Annotated in this window: 18 protein-coding genes; 16 read left to right on the top strand and 2 right to left on the bottom strand. The window is 57.1% G+C overall.

Annotation, left to right across the window (positions count from 1 at the left end):
- The first annotated feature begins 18 nt into the window (after positions 1-18).
- A complete protein-coding gene (locus ACWPW0_RS01625; RefSeq protein ID WP_454254231.1) occupies positions 19-1,020 on the top strand; it encodes a hydrolase in 1,002 nt (333 codons plus the stop codon).
- Positions 1,021-1,030: 10 nt separating this feature from the next.
- On the opposite strand, the gene ACWPW0_RS01620 is transcribed toward ACWPW0_RS01625, so the two are convergent.
- Positions 1,031-1,438, bottom strand: a complete 408-nt coding sequence (locus tag ACWPW0_RS01620) for a transcriptional regulator (RefSeq protein ID WP_447588346.1) — start codon at positions 1,436-1,438, stop codon at positions 1,031-1,033.
- Positions 1,439-1,590: 152 nt separating this feature from the next.
- Here ACWPW0_RS01620 and ACWPW0_RS01615 point away from each other — a divergent pair, with 152 nt between their 5' ends.
- The 9 genes from ACWPW0_RS01615 (at position 1,591) to ACWPW0_RS01575 (ending at position 11,190) form a co-directional block, all read left to right on the top strand.
- Positions 1,591-1,779 carry a hypothetical protein gene (locus tag ACWPW0_RS01615; protein WP_447588345.1) on the top strand — a complete coding sequence of 63 codons (189 nt, stop codon included), beginning with the start codon at positions 1,591-1,593 and terminating at the stop codon, positions 1,777-1,779.
- Between the two features lie 326 nt (positions 1,780-2,105).
- Complete coding sequence (locus ACWPW0_RS01610; RefSeq protein WP_454254230.1) at positions 2,106-3,662, top strand: DUF6531 domain-containing protein; 1,557 nt, start codon at positions 2,106-2,108, stop codon at positions 3,660-3,662.
- Between the two features lie 18 nt (positions 3,663-3,680).
- Entirely contained in the window at positions 3,681-6,425 is a 2,745-nt protein-coding gene (locus ACWPW0_RS01605) for an RHS repeat-associated core domain-containing protein (protein WP_454254229.1), read from the top strand.
- Positions 6,426-6,435: 10 nt separating this feature from the next.
- Positions 6,436-6,636 carry a DUF7336 domain-containing protein gene (locus ACWPW0_RS01600; protein ID WP_454254228.1) on the top strand — a complete coding sequence of 67 codons (201 nt, stop codon included), beginning with the start codon at positions 6,436-6,438 and terminating at the stop codon, positions 6,634-6,636.
- Positions 6,637-7,482: 846 nt separating this feature from the next.
- On the top strand, positions 7,483-8,187 hold the full coding sequence (locus ACWPW0_RS01595) for a hypothetical protein (RefSeq protein WP_454254227.1): 705 nt from the start codon (positions 7,483-7,485) through the stop codon (positions 8,185-8,187).
- A complete protein-coding gene (locus ACWPW0_RS01590; protein ID WP_454254226.1) occupies positions 8,177-9,172 on the top strand; it encodes a tyrosine-type recombinase/integrase in 996 nt (331 codons plus the stop codon). Before ACWPW0_RS01595 ends, ACWPW0_RS01590 begins: the two co-directional genes overlap by 11 nt.
- Before the next feature lie 72 nt (positions 9,173-9,244).
- The gene (locus tag ACWPW0_RS01585) at positions 9,245-9,541 is read left to right on the top strand and encodes a type II toxin-antitoxin system MqsR family toxin (protein WP_454254225.1); all 297 of its coding nucleotides are present in this window, start codon (positions 9,245-9,247) and stop codon (positions 9,539-9,541) included.
- Positions 9,542-9,543: 2 nt separating this feature from the next.
- The gene (locus ACWPW0_RS01580; protein WP_454254224.1) at positions 9,544-9,945 is read left to right on the top strand and encodes a type II toxin-antitoxin system MqsA family antitoxin; all 402 of its coding nucleotides are present in this window, start codon (positions 9,544-9,546) and stop codon (positions 9,943-9,945) included.
- A gap of 762 nt (positions 9,946-10,707) precedes the next feature.
- Complete coding sequence (locus tag ACWPW0_RS01575; protein WP_454254223.1) at positions 10,708-11,190, top strand: tetratricopeptide repeat protein; 483 nt, start codon at positions 10,708-10,710, stop codon at positions 11,188-11,190.
- A 458-nt stretch (positions 11,191-11,648) separates the two neighbouring features.
- Here ACWPW0_RS01575 and ACWPW0_RS01570 read toward each other — a convergent pair whose 3' ends face one another.
- The gene (locus ACWPW0_RS01570) at positions 11,649-12,308 is read right to left on the bottom strand and encodes a TetR/AcrR family transcriptional regulator (RefSeq protein WP_454254222.1); all 660 of its coding nucleotides are present in this window, start codon (positions 12,306-12,308) and stop codon (positions 11,649-11,651) included.
- 149 nt (positions 12,309-12,457) lie between these two features.
- Between ACWPW0_RS01570 and ACWPW0_RS01565 the strand changes: the two genes are divergently transcribed.
- From ACWPW0_RS01565 to ACWPW0_RS01540, 6 genes are all read left to right on the top strand, one after another.
- On the top strand, positions 12,458-13,903 hold the full coding sequence (locus tag ACWPW0_RS01565) for a coniferyl aldehyde dehydrogenase (protein ID WP_454254221.1): 1,446 nt from the start codon (positions 12,458-12,460) through the stop codon (positions 13,901-13,903).
- Between the two features lie 28 nt (positions 13,904-13,931).
- Positions 13,932-14,477, top strand: coding sequence for a twin-arginine translocation pathway signal protein (locus tag ACWPW0_RS01560; protein ID WP_454254220.1), 546 nt, complete (start codon positions 13,932-13,934; stop codon positions 14,475-14,477).
- A gap of 155 nt (positions 14,478-14,632) precedes the next feature.
- A complete protein-coding gene (locus ACWPW0_RS01555; RefSeq protein ID WP_447588340.1) occupies positions 14,633-16,228 on the top strand; it encodes a GMC family oxidoreductase N-terminal domain-containing protein in 1,596 nt (531 codons plus the stop codon).
- A 376-nt stretch (positions 16,229-16,604) separates the two neighbouring features.
- Entirely contained in the window at positions 16,605-16,988 is a 384-nt protein-coding gene (locus tag ACWPW0_RS01550; protein ID WP_454254219.1) for a phosphopantetheine adenylyltransferase, read from the top strand.
- Positions 16,989-17,064: 76 nt separating this feature from the next.
- Positions 17,065-17,544, top strand: a complete 480-nt coding sequence (gene coaD, locus ACWPW0_RS01545) for a pantetheine-phosphate adenylyltransferase (RefSeq protein WP_447588337.1) — start codon at positions 17,065-17,067, stop codon at positions 17,542-17,544.
- Between the two features lie 123 nt (positions 17,545-17,667).
- Positions 17,668-17,919, top strand: coding sequence for a YfhL family 4Fe-4S dicluster ferredoxin (locus tag ACWPW0_RS01540; protein WP_447588335.1), 252 nt, complete (start codon positions 17,668-17,670; stop codon positions 17,917-17,919).
- Positions 17,920-17,963 lie beyond the last annotated feature (44 nt).

Here is a 17,963-nt window from a genome sequence, read left to right as displayed (position 1 = left end):
ATGCCTGCTGACCGCCTCATGACCACCGCTCAACGCCCCTTCTCGCCCGCCCGTTTGCTGCGCAACCCTCACCTGCAGACGCTGTGGGGCTCGCTGTGTCGCCGCACGCCACACCTCGAACGCCAGCGCGAACGCCTGTGGCTGGAAGATGGCGACTTTCTCGACCTGGACTGGCACGGTCCGCACGATGCGACGGCGCCACTGGTCCTGCTGCTGCACGGCCTGACCGGCTCATCCAGCTCGCACTATATTCTCGGCCTGCAGCAACGCCTGGAGGCACAGGGCTGGGCCAGCGTGGCCCTCAACTGGCGCGGCTGCTCCGGCGAGCCCAACTTGCTGCCGCGCGGTTATCACTCCGGCGTCAGCGAAGATGTGCTGCATGTGATTCGCCACCTGCAGGCCAAACGCCCGCTCGCGCCACTGCATGCGGTCGGCTATTCGCTGGGCGGCAATGTGCTGCTCAAGTACCTGGGCGAAACAGGAGAGGAATCGGGGTTGCGGGGCGCGGTGGCGGTGTCCGTGCCGTTCCGTCTGGATCACTGCGCCGAGCGCATCGACCGCGGCTTCTCCAAGGTCTACCAGGCGCACTTCATGCGCGCCCTGATTGCCTACGTGCGCGACAAGCAGCGCAGCTTCGCCCACAACGGCCATGTCGACCGCCTGGCCGCACTCGAAAGCCTCGGCTCACTGGAGGGCATGCGGACCTTCTGGGATTTCGACGGCCGCTTCACCGCGCCGCTGCATGGCTATGCCGATGCCGACGACTACTACCGCCGTGCCTCCAGCCGTTACTACCTGGGCGAGATTCGCACGCCGACACTGATCATCCAGGCCAACGACGATCCGTTCGTGTTCCCCCACAGCGTGCCGGAACCCGATGAGCTATCGGCCAGCACGCAACTGGAACTGCACGCTCGCGGAGGGCATGTCGGTTTCATTGGCGGTTCCATGCGACGAACGGACTATTACCTGGAAACACGCATTCCGCAGTGGCTAACCGGCCTCGGTCAGCCGTACTGAAACACATGTTTCACTTGCTGCCAGTGTCGGTACGGGTCGCTTTGGCGAAGGCTAGAATGACCTCGCGCACGATCTTGCGCTCGGCCTGAGGCAGGGCCAGGAAGGCCTCGAAGGTGGCCCGTTCCTGGTAATGACTGGCGTCCTCCCAACGTGCCCGGCTCTCCCGGATACGGCCCACCGCCTGCTCTCCGTACCGCAGCGCCTGGGGCTCCATCTGCAGCCACTCGGCCAGCACCAGCAGTTTTTCCTGGGAGGGAATCGACTGGCCACGTAGCCAGCGGGAGACCGCCTGAAAGGTCACCGAACGCCCCCAGTAACGGGAATTGAATTCGCGCTCCAGCACGGCAGGACGATCAGGGTAGCCCGCTGCCAGCATGGCAGCGCGCAAACGGTCGGCGAACTCTGTTTTTTCAGTCATGGAAGCAAAACTAAAGTCGCTTCCATTGCATATTTAACTTTCAGTTAACTATTCTATGGAATAGTTGCTTTCATTTCTCGAAGATTTTGTCTTAACTGCACTCCAATGCTCCAGAGCCACTTGGAACTCGCCCAGCAACACAGGAGAAGGTCATGGATAAGGAAGTCAGCGATAGAAGCGCCCACGTTCGGGCATTGGGTTGGCGCACATTGGAGGCGCTGTCCTCCCTGATTGATCGGGTACAGGACCCAACCACGCGCGCTCATTTGGAGTCACGCCGGGCCGAGCTGCTGGAGCGCCTGAAGCAGGAAAGCGTGCGCGCCTCTCACGAGTCGCACTGACCTCTCACCCCGCCATCAGACGATTCGCTCCAGCGGCACATGTAATTTGCGATTGAGTGCTTCCACCGCCTCGCGCGCCTGTTCACTCAGGTGCCCCTGCTCCAGCGCCAGCACCTGATAAATCCCCCGTCGCATGTGTTCCTCGCTGAGGTCATTGGCATCGCTGCGAATGGTGCACAGTAAATTGCGACAATGCTCCACAACACCGACACTTCAACAGGTGCTTGAGATTACGATGCGTAAACTAGTAGTGTCATGCTGTAGCCCCCGCAATCGCTATACCCCTAGCGAAAATCTATAGAATTTATCTCAGACGGACCTGAAAAATGAATATAAAGCCTGCAAACTCAAACAGTGTTTTTTCAGAGAAACGCTCTAAGCCAGTAAAAAAACCTCATAACATTCCATCCTTAATCCTACTTTCACTAACTACCATATTTGCAAGCCAACACTGCCTTTCTGCTAGCACTTGGGAAATCACTTTCTTTGGCCAACAACCGGCAGGTGGGCAATTTGTTTCAAGCCCTTCAACTCACTGCAACAACTTATTCCAAGGTGTCTTTTTAGGTTTTATTGACAAATATGGACAGTACACTGTAATCCCGGAAAATATCCGAGGTGCTCGATGTGAATACATAAACCCAAGCTACATATCTCCATGGCGAGTTTCATATCACAAGGTATTTCCCTGCCTCACTGACCTTACAACCGGCGAGTGCACTAGCGCTGCTAACAAAGGGGTACCAGATGACGAGCAAAAAACATGTAATGCATCATCAAAAAACGCACCAAAAGCAACCATCGGAAATCCGATAAATCTAACTACAGGAAATAAAATTCAACAGGAAAATCACTATAACAAAGGAGCTCTATTTTTCTCCCTCACTTACAACAGCAGTGACGGTATCTGGCGACACAACTACTCCACAACGCTTAGCATAAGCTCAAACTTTATAACTCTAACAAGAAATGATGGAAGGGAAATATACTTTAGAATAGAAAATTTCGAACCAATTTCCCCCGAAGAGGAACTAGGATATCTAGAAAAATCCGGAACCAATTGGCTATATCACGACAACAACAATAACACATACCACTTCGACCCCAACGGAAGACTCTTAAAAGTAGCAAATCGCATTTCTTCGCAAAATATTACTAGCTCTAGTGGAGCTATCCTAGTAACAGACTCCTTTGGAAATAGCATGAATGTGGGAATAAGTGCTAGCGGCCACGCCCTATCACTTACTTCCGACAACGTATTGATCAACTATTCTTTCAACAGTCACAATCAGTTAATCACAGCGTCAAAAACAACAAACGGGCAAACCCAAGTACGCGAATATCATTACGAAGTCCCCAGCAAGCCCAATCTTCTAACCGGAATTACCGACGAACGCGGCGTGCGCTACGCAACGTGGGCTTACGACGATCAGGATCGCGCCATCTCCAGTGAGCATGCAGATGGCGCCGATAAAGTCACCCTGACTTACAACACCGATGGATCAACTACCGTCACCAATGAACTGGGTAAAAAAGCCACCTATCGCTTCGAAACCATTCAGGGCATAAGACGCATTGTTGCTATTGAGGGTGAGCCCTCCCCCAACTGCCCCAATAGCAACTCCAGCTTTACCTACGACAACCGCGGCCTACTCAAGACTAAGACCGATAACAAGGGCATTCTCACTACCTACGATTACAACGACCGTGGCCTTGAGGTATCACGCACAGAAGCAGCCGGCACACCTCAGGCACGGACCACCACCACGACGTGGCATCCGACGCTCTTCCTACCTTTGACGGTGACAGAGGCTGGCCGCACCACTCACTATCAATACGACAATCAGGGACGGCAGATTAGCCAGACCACCGACTCGCTCTGATTTCAGAAGGATCTGATTATGAAAAATGCGTTGCGCTATACCTGCCTGCTGTCGCTAGCCGTTTTAACGGCAGCGGGCTCTGTTCAGGCCGCCCAGCGTAGCTGGAGCTACACCTACAACAGCCTTGGCCTGATCGAAACCGCTAACGGGCCACGCACCGATGTCTCTGACATCACCACCTATGCCTATGATGCTCAAGGTCACTTGACCAGCGTGACCAACGCTCTGGGACATGTCACTCAGTTGTCCAACTTCGACAACTTCGGCAACCCCCAAACCGTTGTCGATGCCAATGGGGTAACTACCAGCCTGACCTATGCGCCCCAGGGTTGGCTGGCCTCAGTGAGCACAGCCGGTAGCACTACAAGCTTCGAACACGACGCTATTGGTCAGATCACGAAAGTCACCCGTGGCGACGGAAGTTGGCTGCAATACACCTGGAGTGACGCACGACGCCTGACGGTCATCACCAACAACCTGGGTGAGCGCGTCGAATATGACTACGACGCCATGGGTAACCGCACGGCCCAACGTCTCAAGGACGCGTCCAGTAGCCTGACTCAGCAACAGACCTGGGTGTATGACGAGTTGGGGCGATTGTTGCGCTCAATCGGTGCCGCTGGCCAAACTGCACGCTATGGCTATGACCTCAATGACAACCCCATTGTCAGCACCACACCTAAGCAGCACAGCACCACCAAGAGTTACGACGCCCTTGATCGACTGGTCTCCAGTGTCGATCCGCTCAATGGTGTAACTGGCCTGGCCTATGACGCGCAGGACAACCTCACCCAGGTCCGTGATCCGCGTAACGTAACCACCCAATACCAGTACGACGGCTTGGGTAACCTGACCAAGGTGATCAGCCCCGACAGCGGAACAACGACTTACACCCATGATGCGGCGGGAAACATCATCAGCAAGACCGATGCCCGGGGTGTAGTGACCCTTTATGCCTATGACGCATTGAACCGCCAGATCTCCCGCCAATATCCGGCCAAACCTGCCTTGAATGTGCAGTACCACTACGACATGACAGCTGATGGTAATCATGGCGTGGGGCGTTTGACGGCCATTCAGGACGCCAGCGGCATACTCGGTTACTACTACGACGCCCGAGGCAATCTCAGTGGGCAACTTCGTTCGGTAAGCGTGGCAGGTACGGATCGCTATGACGGCCTGGCCTACGAATACGACGGTGCCAATCAGTTAACCAAAACCAGCTACTCCGTGGGCTTCAGCGTCTTGTATGCCCGCAATGGTGCAGGTCAGGTGAATCAGGTTCTGATGCAGATTGGCGATGGCACACCCAGTGCCATTGCCAGCCAGATTCAGTACCTGCCTTTTGGTCCGTTAACGAGTCTGACCTGGGCCAACGGTTTGAGCCTGTCGAGAGCCTACGACCAGGATTATCGCCTGACCCATCAGCAGATTGACACGTGGAGGAATATCTATGGCTATGACGCCAACAGCAATATCGAAACGCTGCAAAGCAGCCTGTTCGGCAACATCACCTATAGCTATGACGTTCTGGATCGACTGACCTCAGAACAGCAAGCTGACCTGCATCAGAGTTATAGCTATGACGCCGTCGGGAACCGCATTGGCAAAACAGCGACTCCTATCGTCAATGGCAGCCCACAGCCAAGCACCAATACCACCCTTGGCTATGCGACCAACAGTAACCGGCTCACGCAGCTCAATGGCGTAGCAGTAGACAGTGACGCCGCAGGTAACTTGACTAAAGACCGCCCCAACCGGCAGTTCGAATACGATGAACATAATCGGCTTTCACGAGTGAAAGCCTCAGGTGTCACCATTGCAGAGTACGGCTACAACGCCTTGGGCCAGCGTACTCACAAGATCACCTCCAGCGGCACCACCGTTTTTCTGTATGGCAGAGAAGGCCAACTGCTGGATGAGACGTTTTACAACACGACAGGCCAGCGCCAGAGTAGCCAGGTCTATATCTGGCTAGACAACCTCCCCATCGCCGGGTTTACCGTTCGCTATGGGACCAACGGCGATATCACTTCGAGCGAACCCTTCCTCCTGCACACGGATCATTTGGGAACGCCACGAGTTGCCACGAATCACAATCAGCAACCCGTCTGGGGCTGGTTCTCCGATGCCTTTGGGGTTGGCCACGCTACAGGTAGTCTAACTATCAACCTGCGCCTCCCAGGTCAGTATTACGATCAGGAAACAGGGCTGCATTACAACTACTTCCGCGATTACGACCCCGAGACGGGGCGGTATGTCGAAAGCGATCCGATTGGGCTTAACGGCGGGCTGAATACTTACGGGTATGTGGAGGGGAATCCGCTTAGTTATGTAGACCCAACTGGAGAAAATGCATTGGCTGGAGCGGGGGGGGCGGCAGTATTATTTTGTATGCGATACCCTGCTGCTTGTGCGGCAGCCGCGGGATCATTTTACTGCCTAATTAATCCCGAGGCTTGTACTCTACCGAAGATTTGCCCGCCTGGTGGTTGGTCTGATAATGGATCCCCTGATCCGTATTACTCTGAAGACAACTCAGGCGAAAGAGAAAAGAAAAAGCCGAAAGCAGGGACCTCTGGAAAAGATGGAGCTAAGGATGTGCCAAGCTGGGCGAAAGGAGAACGTCCATACAAAGGGGAATCAGGCAAAGACTTTGCTGACAGACTCCTGGGTGATAAATATCCAGGTGCAAAATACCCAACGGGTCCCGGTTCTGAGCACAATAAAATCAGAAAATATGGCGATAGATCCTTTGAGTGAATGGTGAATTATGATTGTCTATCTTTTACAACATACCGCTGAGCGCCAAGATGGCGAGGATGTGAAGATAATTGGCATTTATTCATCGCTTGAGTTAGCGGAGAAAGCCAAATCTGCAATTTCAGAAACCTCAGGTTTTAAAGACTATCCAGATGGCTTCTATATCGACCCGTACAACCTCGATAAAACTTTCTGGGAAAGCGGCTTCTGATTCTTCCTAAGAGGACAGTCTAGGTAGAGTTGATCATTGTCTGTCATGAGGAAGGCTACGGCTTAGCTAGGCCGTAGCTCTTCATCGACAAATTTTCTGTGCAACACTCGCGGCGATCACCGTAACCCCTGCATATTCTCGATATACATTCGCAGCTCCGCGCAGACTAACAATACCGGGCTCGCTCTACGCTCCAGACTCGGTAAATCCTCAAACTTATAAACAACTGCTGTATCACTTTACGCAGCAGGGCGTTCAGACTTTTTCGGTTTTAAGTATCACGTTGGGCCAGCAGGGTGTTCACGTTGGGGCAGCGCCTACAGGTGTGGGGGCCGGAAAGTTGGATACGGTCTGAATCGGCCCGGCTCTCATAGACACACAATGACCGCTTCTGGCCCAGAGTGTGTAAAAACGCTGAGCTAAAACTGAAGTGCGCGCATCTACGCGAAATCTGAAATTTATCGGTGGTTCAGCAGATATGGATTTCGCGTAGAAACGCATTTTTCAGCCCGACTTTTGGCCTTTGCTGCGCTTGAAAACGTTTTTACACAGCCTGGGCCGGCAGCAGTCATCAGCGAGAGGCCATTTGGAACTGCGAGTCAGTGACTGGATATCTCCGGGCGTCGGCAAAGCGAACTGTCGGCGTGTGCGAATAGGTGTCGGAGGGATGCGAATAGGTGTCGGGGCGTGCGAATGGCTGTCGGAGGATGCGAATAGGTGTCGACGGGCGCGAATGACTGTCGGTTTTGAAGAACCGTGTTGTGTCGGTTTTGCGTGCGAATCAGTGTCGGTTAGGCATGCGAATTGATGTCGGAACCAATGCGAATACTCAGCCACACAAAGGCCTTGGCCTATCTGCAGGACCGAGGTATCTACCAACCTGATCTTCTGGCGCAGTTCCGGCTTGGCTTGGCGGATCGATCCCTGGGGGGGCAGCTACGCAAGCTGAGCCTCCTGGAGGAAGAGACGGTCAGAGGTGCGCTGATGCGTGTCGGTCTGCTGAGGGGCTCTGGGCACGAGCTGTTTCGTGGTGCGCTGGTGTTTCCGATGCTCAATCAGGACGGAAAGATCCTGGGGTGCTATGGGCGTCGGATCACGCCCAAGCTAACCGCGCACTCGGCTTATCACGTGCACTGGCATCTGGAGCACAGCGGTTTTTTCAACCAGAAGGCGTTGTTCGAATTTCCCGAGTTGATTCTCTGCAAAAGCCCAGTGGAAGCGCTGACCTGGTGGTGTCACGGATATACCAACGTGGCCGCCATCATGGGTTTTGCTGGCTTCGACGAAGAGCACCTGAGCATCCTGCAGAGCAGCCTGGTCAGGCTGATCTACATCGCCTTCGGTACTTCCCGTCCCGAGCTGGATGAGGTGCATCGGATCGCCCATCTGCTTGCTGACAGCGGCATCGAAGTGCGCTTGGTTTTGTATCCCCAGGGCTTGGATGGCAACCGCTTTGTCTCGACGGTTAGCGATCCTGATAAGGCTCTTTCGCAAGTCCTCAAGAACGCCTTGGCGTTGCCGGAAAGCACGGGAGGTGATCATGGCTGCTGAGACTTATTCGACCAGCCTGCTAGCGTGCGTGCCCTTTTACATCGAGGATTGCCTAGCGCTCGGGCAAAGTGATGCAACGGCCAACACTAAGGCAGCGCTGCTGCAGATGTTCGTGCATTGGAGTGAGCAGCAAGGCATCAGCGAGGTGACACAGGTTGATCTGGCGCTCTTGGAGCGCTACCGCAAATACGTGTACCGGTACCGCAAGCATCGTGACAATACCCCCTTGGAGCTCTCGACGCAGCGCATGCGATTGATGGCCGTGACAGGCCTGCTCAAGCGTTTGCATTACTACGGCATTGTGCTTTCGGACGACTACTCCAAGTTTCCGCTGCCCAAGGTTAATCGCAAGATACCCAAGCAGATTCCTGACGAAGATGAGATAGACCCGATCCTGCACCAGACGCTCACGAAAGGTCGTATGGGATTGCGGGACCGCGCCATCTTGGAGGTTTACTACGCCACAGGAATACGTCGAGCAGAACTGGCCGGTTTGGATATCCGAGATGTGGATTTCAAGCAGAAGGTCGTTACCGTGCGCAAAGGTAAAGGTGGCCTGGATCGGCGTGTTCCCATTGCACAGCAGTCACTCGACCGGGTTGAGCAGTACCTGAACGAGGTTCGAGGCAGCCTGGCGACAATGGCCAGCGGTGAAGCGCTCTTTTTGGGCATAACCGGCAAGCGCATCCAGAAAAGTAAGCTAACGACGCTTGTTGGTGGGTACATCCGGCGTTCCGGGATAGGCAAAAGTGGTTCCTGCCACGCGCTTCGTCACGCAACAGCGACACACATGCTGCGCAATGGGGCGGACATCCGTTATGTGCAGGAAATGCTGGGGCACCGGTGCATCGAAAGCACCCAGATCTACACCCACGTCACCATCACGGATCTGCAAGGTGTCTACAGCAGGACGCATCCGGCAGAGCAGGACGCATCCGGCAGCGCAGGACTCCGGCCGAGGAAAGAGGCTTGGGCGAGCCCGTAGAGCCCGAAAAATCGTACCCAGAGGCGATTAACCAAGTTGCCAAATATAACCTAGTAGGTTAGCGTGAGCTGTATGGAAAAAAGAACCCCACACTGCAAGCTGTCAGTCGTGAAAGCCTTGGTCGAAGCAAGGAAAGTGCGCTCAACCATGTCCGCCCTGGCTGGCGGGGCGGCGTTGGGGTTCGACTTTGAGGGGATCGTCGGTGTTGTCATGACGCTGGTCCCGGCAGACTTCTACAAAAGCATGACCACGCACGCCGATCATACGGTCTGGCAAGACGTGTACCGGACTAACACGGAGGCCGGAGAGGTCTATCTGAAACTCACGGTCATTGATGATGTGCTCATCGTGTCCTTCAAGGAGCTATGAACATGAAATGTCCATCTTGCGCAGCGGCGGAGCTGGTGCATGACACCCGCGATATGCCGTACACCTACAAGAGCGAATCGACCACCATTCCGGCAGTAACCGGCGACTTCTGCCCGGCCTGTGGCGAAGTGGTTCTTGATGCCGGTGAGTCGGCCCGCGTCAGCACGGCGATGCTGGGATTTAACAAGCAGGTGAATGCTTCGATTGTCGATCCGGGCTTTATCACCAGCGTCCGCAAGAAGCTCGCCCTTGACCAGCGTGAAGCGGCCGAGATTTTCGGCGGTGGCGTCAATGCGTTCTCGCGCTACGAGAACGGTAAAACCAAGCCGCCGCTGGCTCTGGTGAAATTGCTCAAGGTGCTTGATCGCCACCCCGAGCTACTGGACGAAGTCAGGACTGCATAGCCCCACACGTCCGGTGATGCCCATGCCTTGGCGTATGGCTTTGTCTTTTGAGAGCGCTGATGAATTTAGCGCAGTGCAAGCACTGGAAGTACGTGCTGGGGGGGGGGGGCAGAAAAAACTAACCCCCTGGTGCGCAGTACGGGACGAGTCCCGCCCGAGGCGTGGGGGTTATTCTTGGTGCCAAGGCTAATGGCGATGGATTGTGCAGTCAACCTTATGGCGGTGCCGGCGGTCAGTTGCGGCCGCTGTTGGCGGGAGAGCAGAGGCAGTGTGACCAGGGGTGTTAAAGAGAATTAGTTTACAACTACTTCCGCGATTACGACCCGCAGACTGGGCGGTATGTCGAGAGCGACCCCATTGGATTGACCTATGACATGGATGATCCATCACTACAAATTGCAGAGAATTTAGGGCTAGTTTCATCAATAGATAAAAATACAGCACTACTTAACCAGCTATATGTGTACACGACAAATAACCCAGTAAATTTTTATGACATTTCTGGCTTGGCAAAGGATAAATATGAGAAGCCTGAGAATCCAAATAAACGGAAAGGCGCAGACGAAAGAAGACCAACAGGTGAGAGGGAGCGAAACGTAGGTCACCCAGAAGGTGAGGAGCACTCTAGACGCCCCAAAGGCGGGCTTAGAATTAGAGTGCCAATCCCGTTTATGCTTAATCCGTGCTTGATTGATCCAACTTTGTGCAATCCTGCTTGGCCGTATGACTTGCCGACAAGTTGCTAGTGTGCTGGAGATGGCTATGAAAGATCCGTTCCTGGAAATCCACACTCTACTCAAAGAGAAAGATTTTTCTCGGGCTCTTGATATAGTTTATAACTCTGAGCGTGGGGTAATACGCGAGCCGTACCGTAATGATGAAAATCATGCATGGTATATTGTTGGGGATATTTTCTATAAGAAAGAAAAATATGACCTCGCCATTCACGCCTTCAAAAATTCCATTGAGGCTCGCAAAGAAGACATTCAAGCAATATGTGCGCTTGCCAATTGTTATTTCTGTATTGGCGACATTGAAAAGGCTGCGTTCTATTTGAAGGAGGGGCTCCAGATGGCACCAAAAAATGCCTCTTTGACTTACAATTATGGCAATGCACTTTTTGATCTGGAAAGATACAAAGAGGCCATAAGAATCTATAAGAAAATATCAAAAGACGAGGAATATATTTATCAATTAGCACAAAGAAATATCCGCAAGGCAGAAAGACACTTAGCATCAAAGTAGAGAGCTGGATGGCTACTCAACAAAAGGGGGAGTGCGATTTATTTCTCTCCCCTTATACTCATTGTGCTTAAGGCCATCTACCCCGTTATATAACTCACTATTCATCGCAGATAGCCGACTTCTGCGCGCTCTGGTTAGGGCAGATGGATTGCGCCGCTCCCACACCAAAACTAGATCCAGTCGGCCGCGACCTGTCGTGTAGCTGTTCAGTCATCTAAAGGCCAGCTTCTAGACGCTCTAGGGCTAGCTGGCAAAATCTTTGTCTGCTACTGCCGCACTTGGTACCGTGGAGTACTGCCAATCCCGAAGCCCCCGCGCCAGCTGTATCAATTTACCCGGCAAAGTGTTCAGACTTGTTCTGATTTTAAGTATCAACCTTGGCCAGCACAGTGTTCACGTTGACGCAGCGTCTACAGGTGTTAGTTGAAGGAGGTTACTTTTTTACTGAATACCTCTTATCAGATAATCCGCTCCAGCGGCACATGTAATTTGCGATTGAGTGCTTCCACCGCCTCGCGCGCCTGTTCACTCAGGTGCCCCTGCTCCAGCGCCAGCACCTGATAGATCCCCCGCCGCATGTGTTCCTCGCTGAGGTCATTGGCATCGCTGCGGATGGTGCACAGGAAACGCACCCAGGACGTCAGGATGATCCAGCTGTTCAGCGCCAGCGCTTCAAGCTGCGCTGGCGTCATCGCCAGGATGCCGGCATCGACGAAGCCCTGATAGACACGCTGGCCACTCTCCAGGCAGTGCAGGGCAAATTTACGGTAATGCCCGGCTAGCTCCGCGTCGCTCTCCAGCAGGTGCTCGAGATCGCGGTGCAGAAAGCGGTAGTGCCACATCGAGGCCAGCAGCGCCTCCAGGTAGAAGGTCTTGTCGTCCACCGTCATCGCACGGCCTTGCGGCAAACGCAGGAACATGTCTACACGTTCGGCGTACTGAGCGAACAGTTCGGCGATGATCGCCTGCTTATTGCGGAAGTGGTAGTACAGGTTGCCCGGCGAAATCCCCAGGTGCGCAGCCAGGTGATTGGTGGTCACGTTGCGCTCGCCCTGGGCGTTGAATAGCGCCAGGCTGGCTTCGATGATGCGTTCGCGGGTCTTGTTTTTCGGGGCCATGGGTCGGTTCGAAGATCGATAAAAGAAGCAAACCTACAGGGAAAACGCCCGTCGTGACGACCCGGCAGCGCATAGTTTGACATATTAGAGCAATTACTCTAAAAATCTTCTCGCGTATTCACACGCCTGAATCCAAAGGACTTCGCGCCATGGTTGCCGACATCGCCGCTCCCCTGCTTGACCGCCTGCAGCAGAACCAACAGCACATACTTGGCCTGGAGCCCTTGCTGGCGACCCAGCGCGCAGCCTTTCGCAGCAATCCCATGCCAGCCGCCGAGCAGCGGATTGCCTGGCTCAAGGCGCTGCGCGAGTTGATCCTCAGCGAAAAACAGACGCTGGTCGCGGCAGTCTCCAGTGATTTCAGCAACCGTTCGGCGGATGAAACCCTGTTGGCCGAGATCATGCCCAGCCTGCACGGCATCGATTACGCCACCAAGCGCATCAAGAAGTGGATGAAGCCCTCGCGCCGTAGCGTCGGCGCCGCCTTCCAGCCGGCCAGTGCACGGGTGGTGTACCAACCGCTGGGGGTGGTCGGCATCATCGTGCCGTGGAACTACCCGCTGTACCTGGCCTTCGGTCCGCTGATCGGCGCGCTGGCCGCCGGCAACCGGGCGATGATCAAGATGAGCGAGTCGACACCGGCCACCTCGCAACGGGTCAAGGACCTGCTGGCGCGGATCTTCCCCGAGGATCTGGTCAGCGTCGTGCTCGGTGAAGCCGATGTGGGCCAGGCCTTCTCCCGGCTGCCTTTCGACCACCTGCTGTTCACCGGCGCCACCAGCATCGGCCGTCACGTGATGCGCGCCGCCGCCGACAACCTGACCCCGGTAACCCTGGAGCTGGGCGGCAAGTCGCCCGCCATCGTCTCGGCCGACGTGCCCATGGGCGACGCCGCCGAGCGCATCGCCTTCGGCAAGACCATGAACGCCGGGCAGACCTGCGTGGCCCCTGACTATGTGCTGGTGCCCGCCGCGCGCGTCGACGAATTCGTCGAGGCCTACCGCAGCACAGTGCAGCGCTTCTACCCGAGCCTGACGGACAACCCCGACTACACCGCCATCGTCAACGAGCGCCAGTTGAACCGCCTGCAAGGCTACCTCGACGACGCCCAGAGCAAGGGCGCGACGCTGCTGCCGCTGTACCCGCAGAACCAGGACCGGCGCCTGGCGCAGACGCTGGTACTGAACACCAGTGACGACATGAAGCTGATGCAGGAAGAGATCTTCGGCCCGCTGCTGCCGGTCATCCCCTATCAGCGCCTCGAAGACGCCTTCACCTATATCAACGACCGGCCACGGCCGCTGGCGCTGTATTACTTCGGCTACGACAAGGCCGAGCAGCAGCGCGTGCTGCATGAAACCCACTCGGGCGGCGTGTGCATCAACGACACCCTGCTGCACGTGGCCCAGGACGACATGCCGTTCGGCGGCATCGGCCCATCGGGCATGGGCCATTACCACGGCCACGAAGGCTTCCTCACCTTCAGCAAGGCCAAGGGCGTGTTCATCAAACAGCGCTTCAATGCGGCCAAGTTCATCTACCCGCCGTATGGCACAGGCATTCAGAAACTGATCCACAAACTGTTTATCCGCTGACCCGCACTGCCTTCAGGTGACAATAACAATGACAGACACCACCCTTGCCCCTGAGCAGCTGTCGCGCCGGGGTCTGCTGAAGATCGGCCTGCTCGGCTCGGCCTTCCTGGCTACCGCCGGCGTGACCGCCACCCTCAGCGGCTGCTCCAGCGAAGTACCAGCGGCCGGCTTTGCCGTGCTGCGCCAGAACGACCTGCCGATGCTGCGCGCCTTGATCCCCGTGCTGCTGGAAGGCGCCGTACCGCCCGCCGCTATGGGCGACGCCGTCAGCGCCGCGCTGCACGGAGTCGACCACAACCTGCAGCACCTGTCCCCGGAGCTGCTCAAGCTCACCGTGCAACTGTTCGACGTACTCGCCATGGGCCTGACCCGTGGCCCGCTGACGGGTATCTGGGGGGCCTGGGAGAACGCCAGCCCGGCGGACATCCAGCACTTCCTGCAGCGCTGGCAGAACAGTTCGCTCAGCCTGCTGCGCATGGGGCATGCCTCGCTGCTGCAACTGGTGATGATGGCCTGGTATGCCCAGCCGCAGTCCTGGGCGCACTGCGGCTACCCCGGCCCACCGCGTATCTGAGTCCGGCTGCGCGTCGGCCAGGCGTTGTTGCAAGTGCGCTCGGGCAGGTCATTTACAACGCGTAAATTCCCTATCCTCGCGCTCTTGCGCCCAGCCTGGCTCTAGCTCGCACGGCCTTGGCCCTGTGCACAATTACAAGAATGAGAGCCTGACAAATGCCTGTACCTGACATGTTCCGTGAAGGCCTGGCCCGTGGCTGGACCACCTACGATGGCTCGCGCCTGGAAAAAGACCTGCTGCTCGAAGCCGACGTGGCGATTGTCGGCAGCGGCGCCGGCGGCGGCACCACCGCCGAAATCCTCAGCGCTGCCGGCCTGCGCGTATTGCTGATCGAAGAAGGCCCGCTGAAGACCAGCGACGACTTCAAGATGCAGGAAGCCGATGCCTACCCCGAGCTGTATCAGGAAGGCATCGGCCGCATGAGCAAGGACGGCGCCATCACCATCATGCAGGGCCGCGCGGTTGGCGGCACCACGCTGGTGAACTGGACCTCCAGCTTCCGCACCCCGGAGCCGACCCTGGAACACTGGGCGCGCGAGCACGGCGTCAAAGGCCATGGCGTGGCCGAGATGGCCCCCTGGTTCGCGCGCATGGAAGAGCGCCTCGGCATTGCCCCGTGGATCATGCCGCCCAACCCGAACAATGCCGTGATCAGTGCCGGCTGCGAGAAACTCGGCTACAGCTGGCACGTGATTCCGCGCAACGTGCGTGGCTGCTGGAACCTCGGCTATTGCGGCATGGGCTGCCCGGTGAACGCCAAGCAATCGATGCTGGTCACCACCATTCCCGCCACCCTGGAGAAAGGCGGCGCACTGCTATACCTGGCCCGGGCCGAACGCCTGGTGCACAACGGCGAACACATCAGCGGCCTGGAATGCGTGGGCATGGACGCCCGCAGCGTAGCGCCCAACGGCCGGCGCATCATGGTCAAGGCGCGCCACTACGTGCTGGCTGGCGGCGGCATCAACAGCCCTGGCCTGCTGCTGCGTTCCAAGACACCGGACCCGCACCAGCGGGTCGGCAAGCGTACCTTCCTGCACCTGGTCAACTTCTCTGCCGCGCAGTTCGAGCAGGTCATCAACCCGTTCTACGGTGCGCCGCAGTCGGTCTATTCCGATCACTTCCAGTGGCTCGACGGCGCCGCCGGACGCATGGCCTACAAGCTGGAGGTGCCTCCATTGCAACCGGCGCTGGCGTCCACCCTGCTCGGCCGCTTCGGCATCGACAATGCCCTGCGCATGGAGCAACTGCCCCATACCAACGTGATGCTGGCGCTGATGCGCGACGGCTTCCACCCGCAGAGCGCCGAAGGCACGGTGGAGCTGCGTGGCGACGGCTCGCCCGTGCTCGACTACCGCATGACCGACTACACCTGGGAAGGGCTGCGCCGGGCCTTTCACAGCATGGCCGACATTCAGTTCGCCGCCGGCGCCAAGGCAGTCCTGCCGCTGCATGCCGACGCCGACTACGTGACCACGCCGCAAGCCGCCCGCGAACTGATCGACCGCCTCGACCTGGCGCTGTACCGCACCCGCCTGGGCAGCGCCCATGTGATGGGCGGCTGCGCCATGGGCGAAGACCCGAAGCAGGCGGTGACCGACAGCCTGGGCCGTCACCATCAACTGGAGAACCTGTCGATCCACGACGGCTCGCTGTTCCCCACCAGCATCGGCGCCAACCCGCAGCTGTCGGTATACGGCCTGACCGCCAAACTGGCCACAGCGCTCGCCGAACGCCTGGGCGCAGGCTAGGTCTTTAGCGTTCCAACATGGATGGCCGGATCGAGGCAATGGCGAACATTCAGCCTTTGCATTTCATGACGCGCCGGTTGGTGGGCTGAAGCCCACCCTACGCGGGGTGCAAGACTTGTAGGGTGGGCTTCAGCCCACCAGTTGCAGTGTCCGTCATTGCCTCAAAGAGGCCCATTTGCGGAGCCGCCATCGGTCTGGCCTGCCTCGACTCTGGCGTCCTGCCTCCATGCGGTCGCGGCTTACGCTTCCAGCAGTCTGCTAGGGTCTTTATGAGGCAGCCTCGCGAACACACCTGTCGCCATACAGACGTGCAGCATGTTGCGGACTCTGACGGCCTTCATCAGGAGGCTGAATACACCATCACAGGGTGAGGATCATGATGAGCAAAGCTGTTTCCGTGCTGCTGATCTTCGCCGGCATCATCCACCTGCTACCACTGAGCGGCGTGCTCGGGGCGGATCGGCTGGCGACTCTCTACGGTATGACGTTCGACGAGCCCAACCTGCTCATCCTGATGCGCAGCCGCGCCGTGCTATTCGGCCTGCTCGGCGCGCTGCTGCTCTACGCAGCCTTCCATCCGCCGCTGCAGCCCATTGCCCTGCTGGGTGGGTTGATCAGCGTCGTGAGCTTCCTCATCCTGGCCCGGCTCAGCCCCGGCCACAACGAAGCGCTGCAGCGCGTGGTGATCGCCGACTGGGGCGCGCTGGCCTGCCTGCTGCTTGCCCTGGTGCTGTATTGCATCGCCCGCGTCAAAACATGACTGCACGTCCCCGACTTGGCCGCCGGGAATCGCTGCGCTACCATCCGACTCCCTTTCGACCTGCCAGGACGTCCCGATGAATCGAGTGTTATACCCCGGCACCTTCGACCCCATCACCAAAGGCCACGGCGATCTGGTCGAACGGGCCGCGCGCGTGTTCGATCAAGTGGTCATTGCCGTGGCTGCCAGCCCGAAGAAGAACCCGCTGTTCCCGCTGGAGCAACGCGTCGAGCTGGCCCGTGAAGTCACCGCTCACCTGCCCAATGTCGAAGTGGTCGGTTTTTCCACACTGCTCGCGCATTTCGTCAAGGAGCAGGGCGCCAATATCCTGTTGCGTGGCCTGCGTGCGGTCTCCGACTTCGAATACGAATTCCAGCTGGCCAACATGAATCGCCAACTGGCTCCGGATGTGGAAAGCCTGTTCCTCACTCCGTCGGAAAAGTACTCGTTCATCTCGTCCACGCTGGTGCGCGAAATCGCTGCGCTGGGCGGCGATATCAACAAATTCGTCCATCCTGCGGTGGCTGCAGCCCTGGCCGAACGTTTCAAGCGCTAAGCCCCGCGCCTGTCCGGACACGGTATCGGCCGTGTCCGCGCATGGCGCCTGCCAGGACAATCCGGCACAATTCGCCTACACGCCTGAAAGTGTCGTACCCAGCGGTACGGCAGGAGTTGTTCCATGTCCCTGAAAATCACCGACGACTGCATCAACTGCGACGTCTGCGAGCCTGAATGCCCGAACGCTGCCATCTCGCAGGGTGAGGAGATCTACGTGATCGACCCCAACCTGTGCACCGAGTGCGTCGGCCATTATGACGAGCCGCAATGCCAGCAGGTCTGCCCGGTGGACTGCATCCCCCTTGACGATGCCCGCGTCGAGAGCAAGGACGAACTGATGCAGAAATACCTGAAGATCACCGGCAAGGCTTGACCGTCCATACTGAGTGAGCCCGATGGCCCCCACTCAAGACCGTT

The organism is Pseudomonas sp. Marseille-Q8238 (assembly GCF_965111915.1).
Note: the sequence above shows the minus strand (reverse complement) of the source record. Positions and strands in the feature narration are given on the sequence as shown.

Excerpts from the sequence above, each read along its gene's own strand:
- ACWPW0_RS01585 (WP_454254225.1), top strand. The coding sequence starts at position 9,245 with ATGGAAAAAAGAACCCCACACTGCAAGCTGTCAGTCGTGAAAGCCTTG.
- ACWPW0_RS01590 (WP_454254226.1), top strand. The coding sequence starts at position 8,177 with ATGGCTGCTGAGACTTATTCGACCAGCCTGCTAGCGTGCGTGCCCTTT.
- ACWPW0_RS01570 (WP_454254222.1), bottom strand. The coding sequence starts at position 12,308 with ATGGCCCCGAAAAACAAGACCCGCGAACGCATCATCGAAGCCAGCCTG.
- ACWPW0_RS01565 (WP_454254221.1), top strand. The coding sequence starts at position 12,458 with ATGGTTGCCGACATCGCCGCTCCCCTGCTTGACCGCCTGCAGCAGAAC.
- ACWPW0_RS01575 (WP_454254223.1), top strand. The coding sequence starts at position 10,708 with ATGAAAGATCCGTTCCTGGAAATCCACACTCTACTCAAAGAGAAAGAT.
- ACWPW0_RS01615 (WP_447588345.1), top strand. The coding sequence starts at position 1,591 with ATGGATAAGGAAGTCAGCGATAGAAGCGCCCACGTTCGGGCATTGGGT.
- ACWPW0_RS01560 (WP_454254220.1), top strand. The coding sequence starts at position 13,932 with ATGACAGACACCACCCTTGCCCCTGAGCAGCTGTCGCGCCGGGGTCTG.
- ACWPW0_RS01600 (WP_454254228.1), top strand. The coding sequence starts at position 6,436 with ATGATTGTCTATCTTTTACAACATACCGCTGAGCGCCAAGATGGCGAG.
- ACWPW0_RS01550 (WP_454254219.1), top strand. The coding sequence starts at position 16,605 with ATGATGAGCAAAGCTGTTTCCGTGCTGCTGATCTTCGCCGGCATCATC.
- ACWPW0_RS01620 (WP_447588346.1), bottom strand. The coding sequence starts at position 1,438 with ATGACTGAAAAAACAGAGTTCGCCGACCGTTTGCGCGCTGCCATGCTG.
- ACWPW0_RS01555 (WP_447588340.1), top strand. The coding sequence starts at position 14,633 with ATGCCTGTACCTGACATGTTCCGTGAAGGCCTGGCCCGTGGCTGGACC.
- ACWPW0_RS01605 (WP_454254229.1), top strand. The coding sequence starts at position 3,681 with ATGAAAAATGCGTTGCGCTATACCTGCCTGCTGTCGCTAGCCGTTTTA.
- coaD (WP_447588337.1), top strand. The coding sequence starts at position 17,065 with ATGAATCGAGTGTTATACCCCGGCACCTTCGACCCCATCACCAAAGGC.
- ACWPW0_RS01580 (WP_454254224.1), top strand. The coding sequence starts at position 9,544 with ATGAAATGTCCATCTTGCGCAGCGGCGGAGCTGGTGCATGACACCCGC.
- ACWPW0_RS01540 (WP_447588335.1), top strand. The coding sequence starts at position 17,668 with ATGTCCCTGAAAATCACCGACGACTGCATCAACTGCGACGTCTGCGAG.
- ACWPW0_RS01610 (WP_454254230.1), top strand. The coding sequence starts at position 2,106 with ATGAATATAAAGCCTGCAAACTCAAACAGTGTTTTTTCAGAGAAACGC.
- ACWPW0_RS01625 (WP_454254231.1), top strand. The coding sequence starts at position 19 with ATGACCACCGCTCAACGCCCCTTCTCGCCCGCCCGTTTGCTGCGCAAC.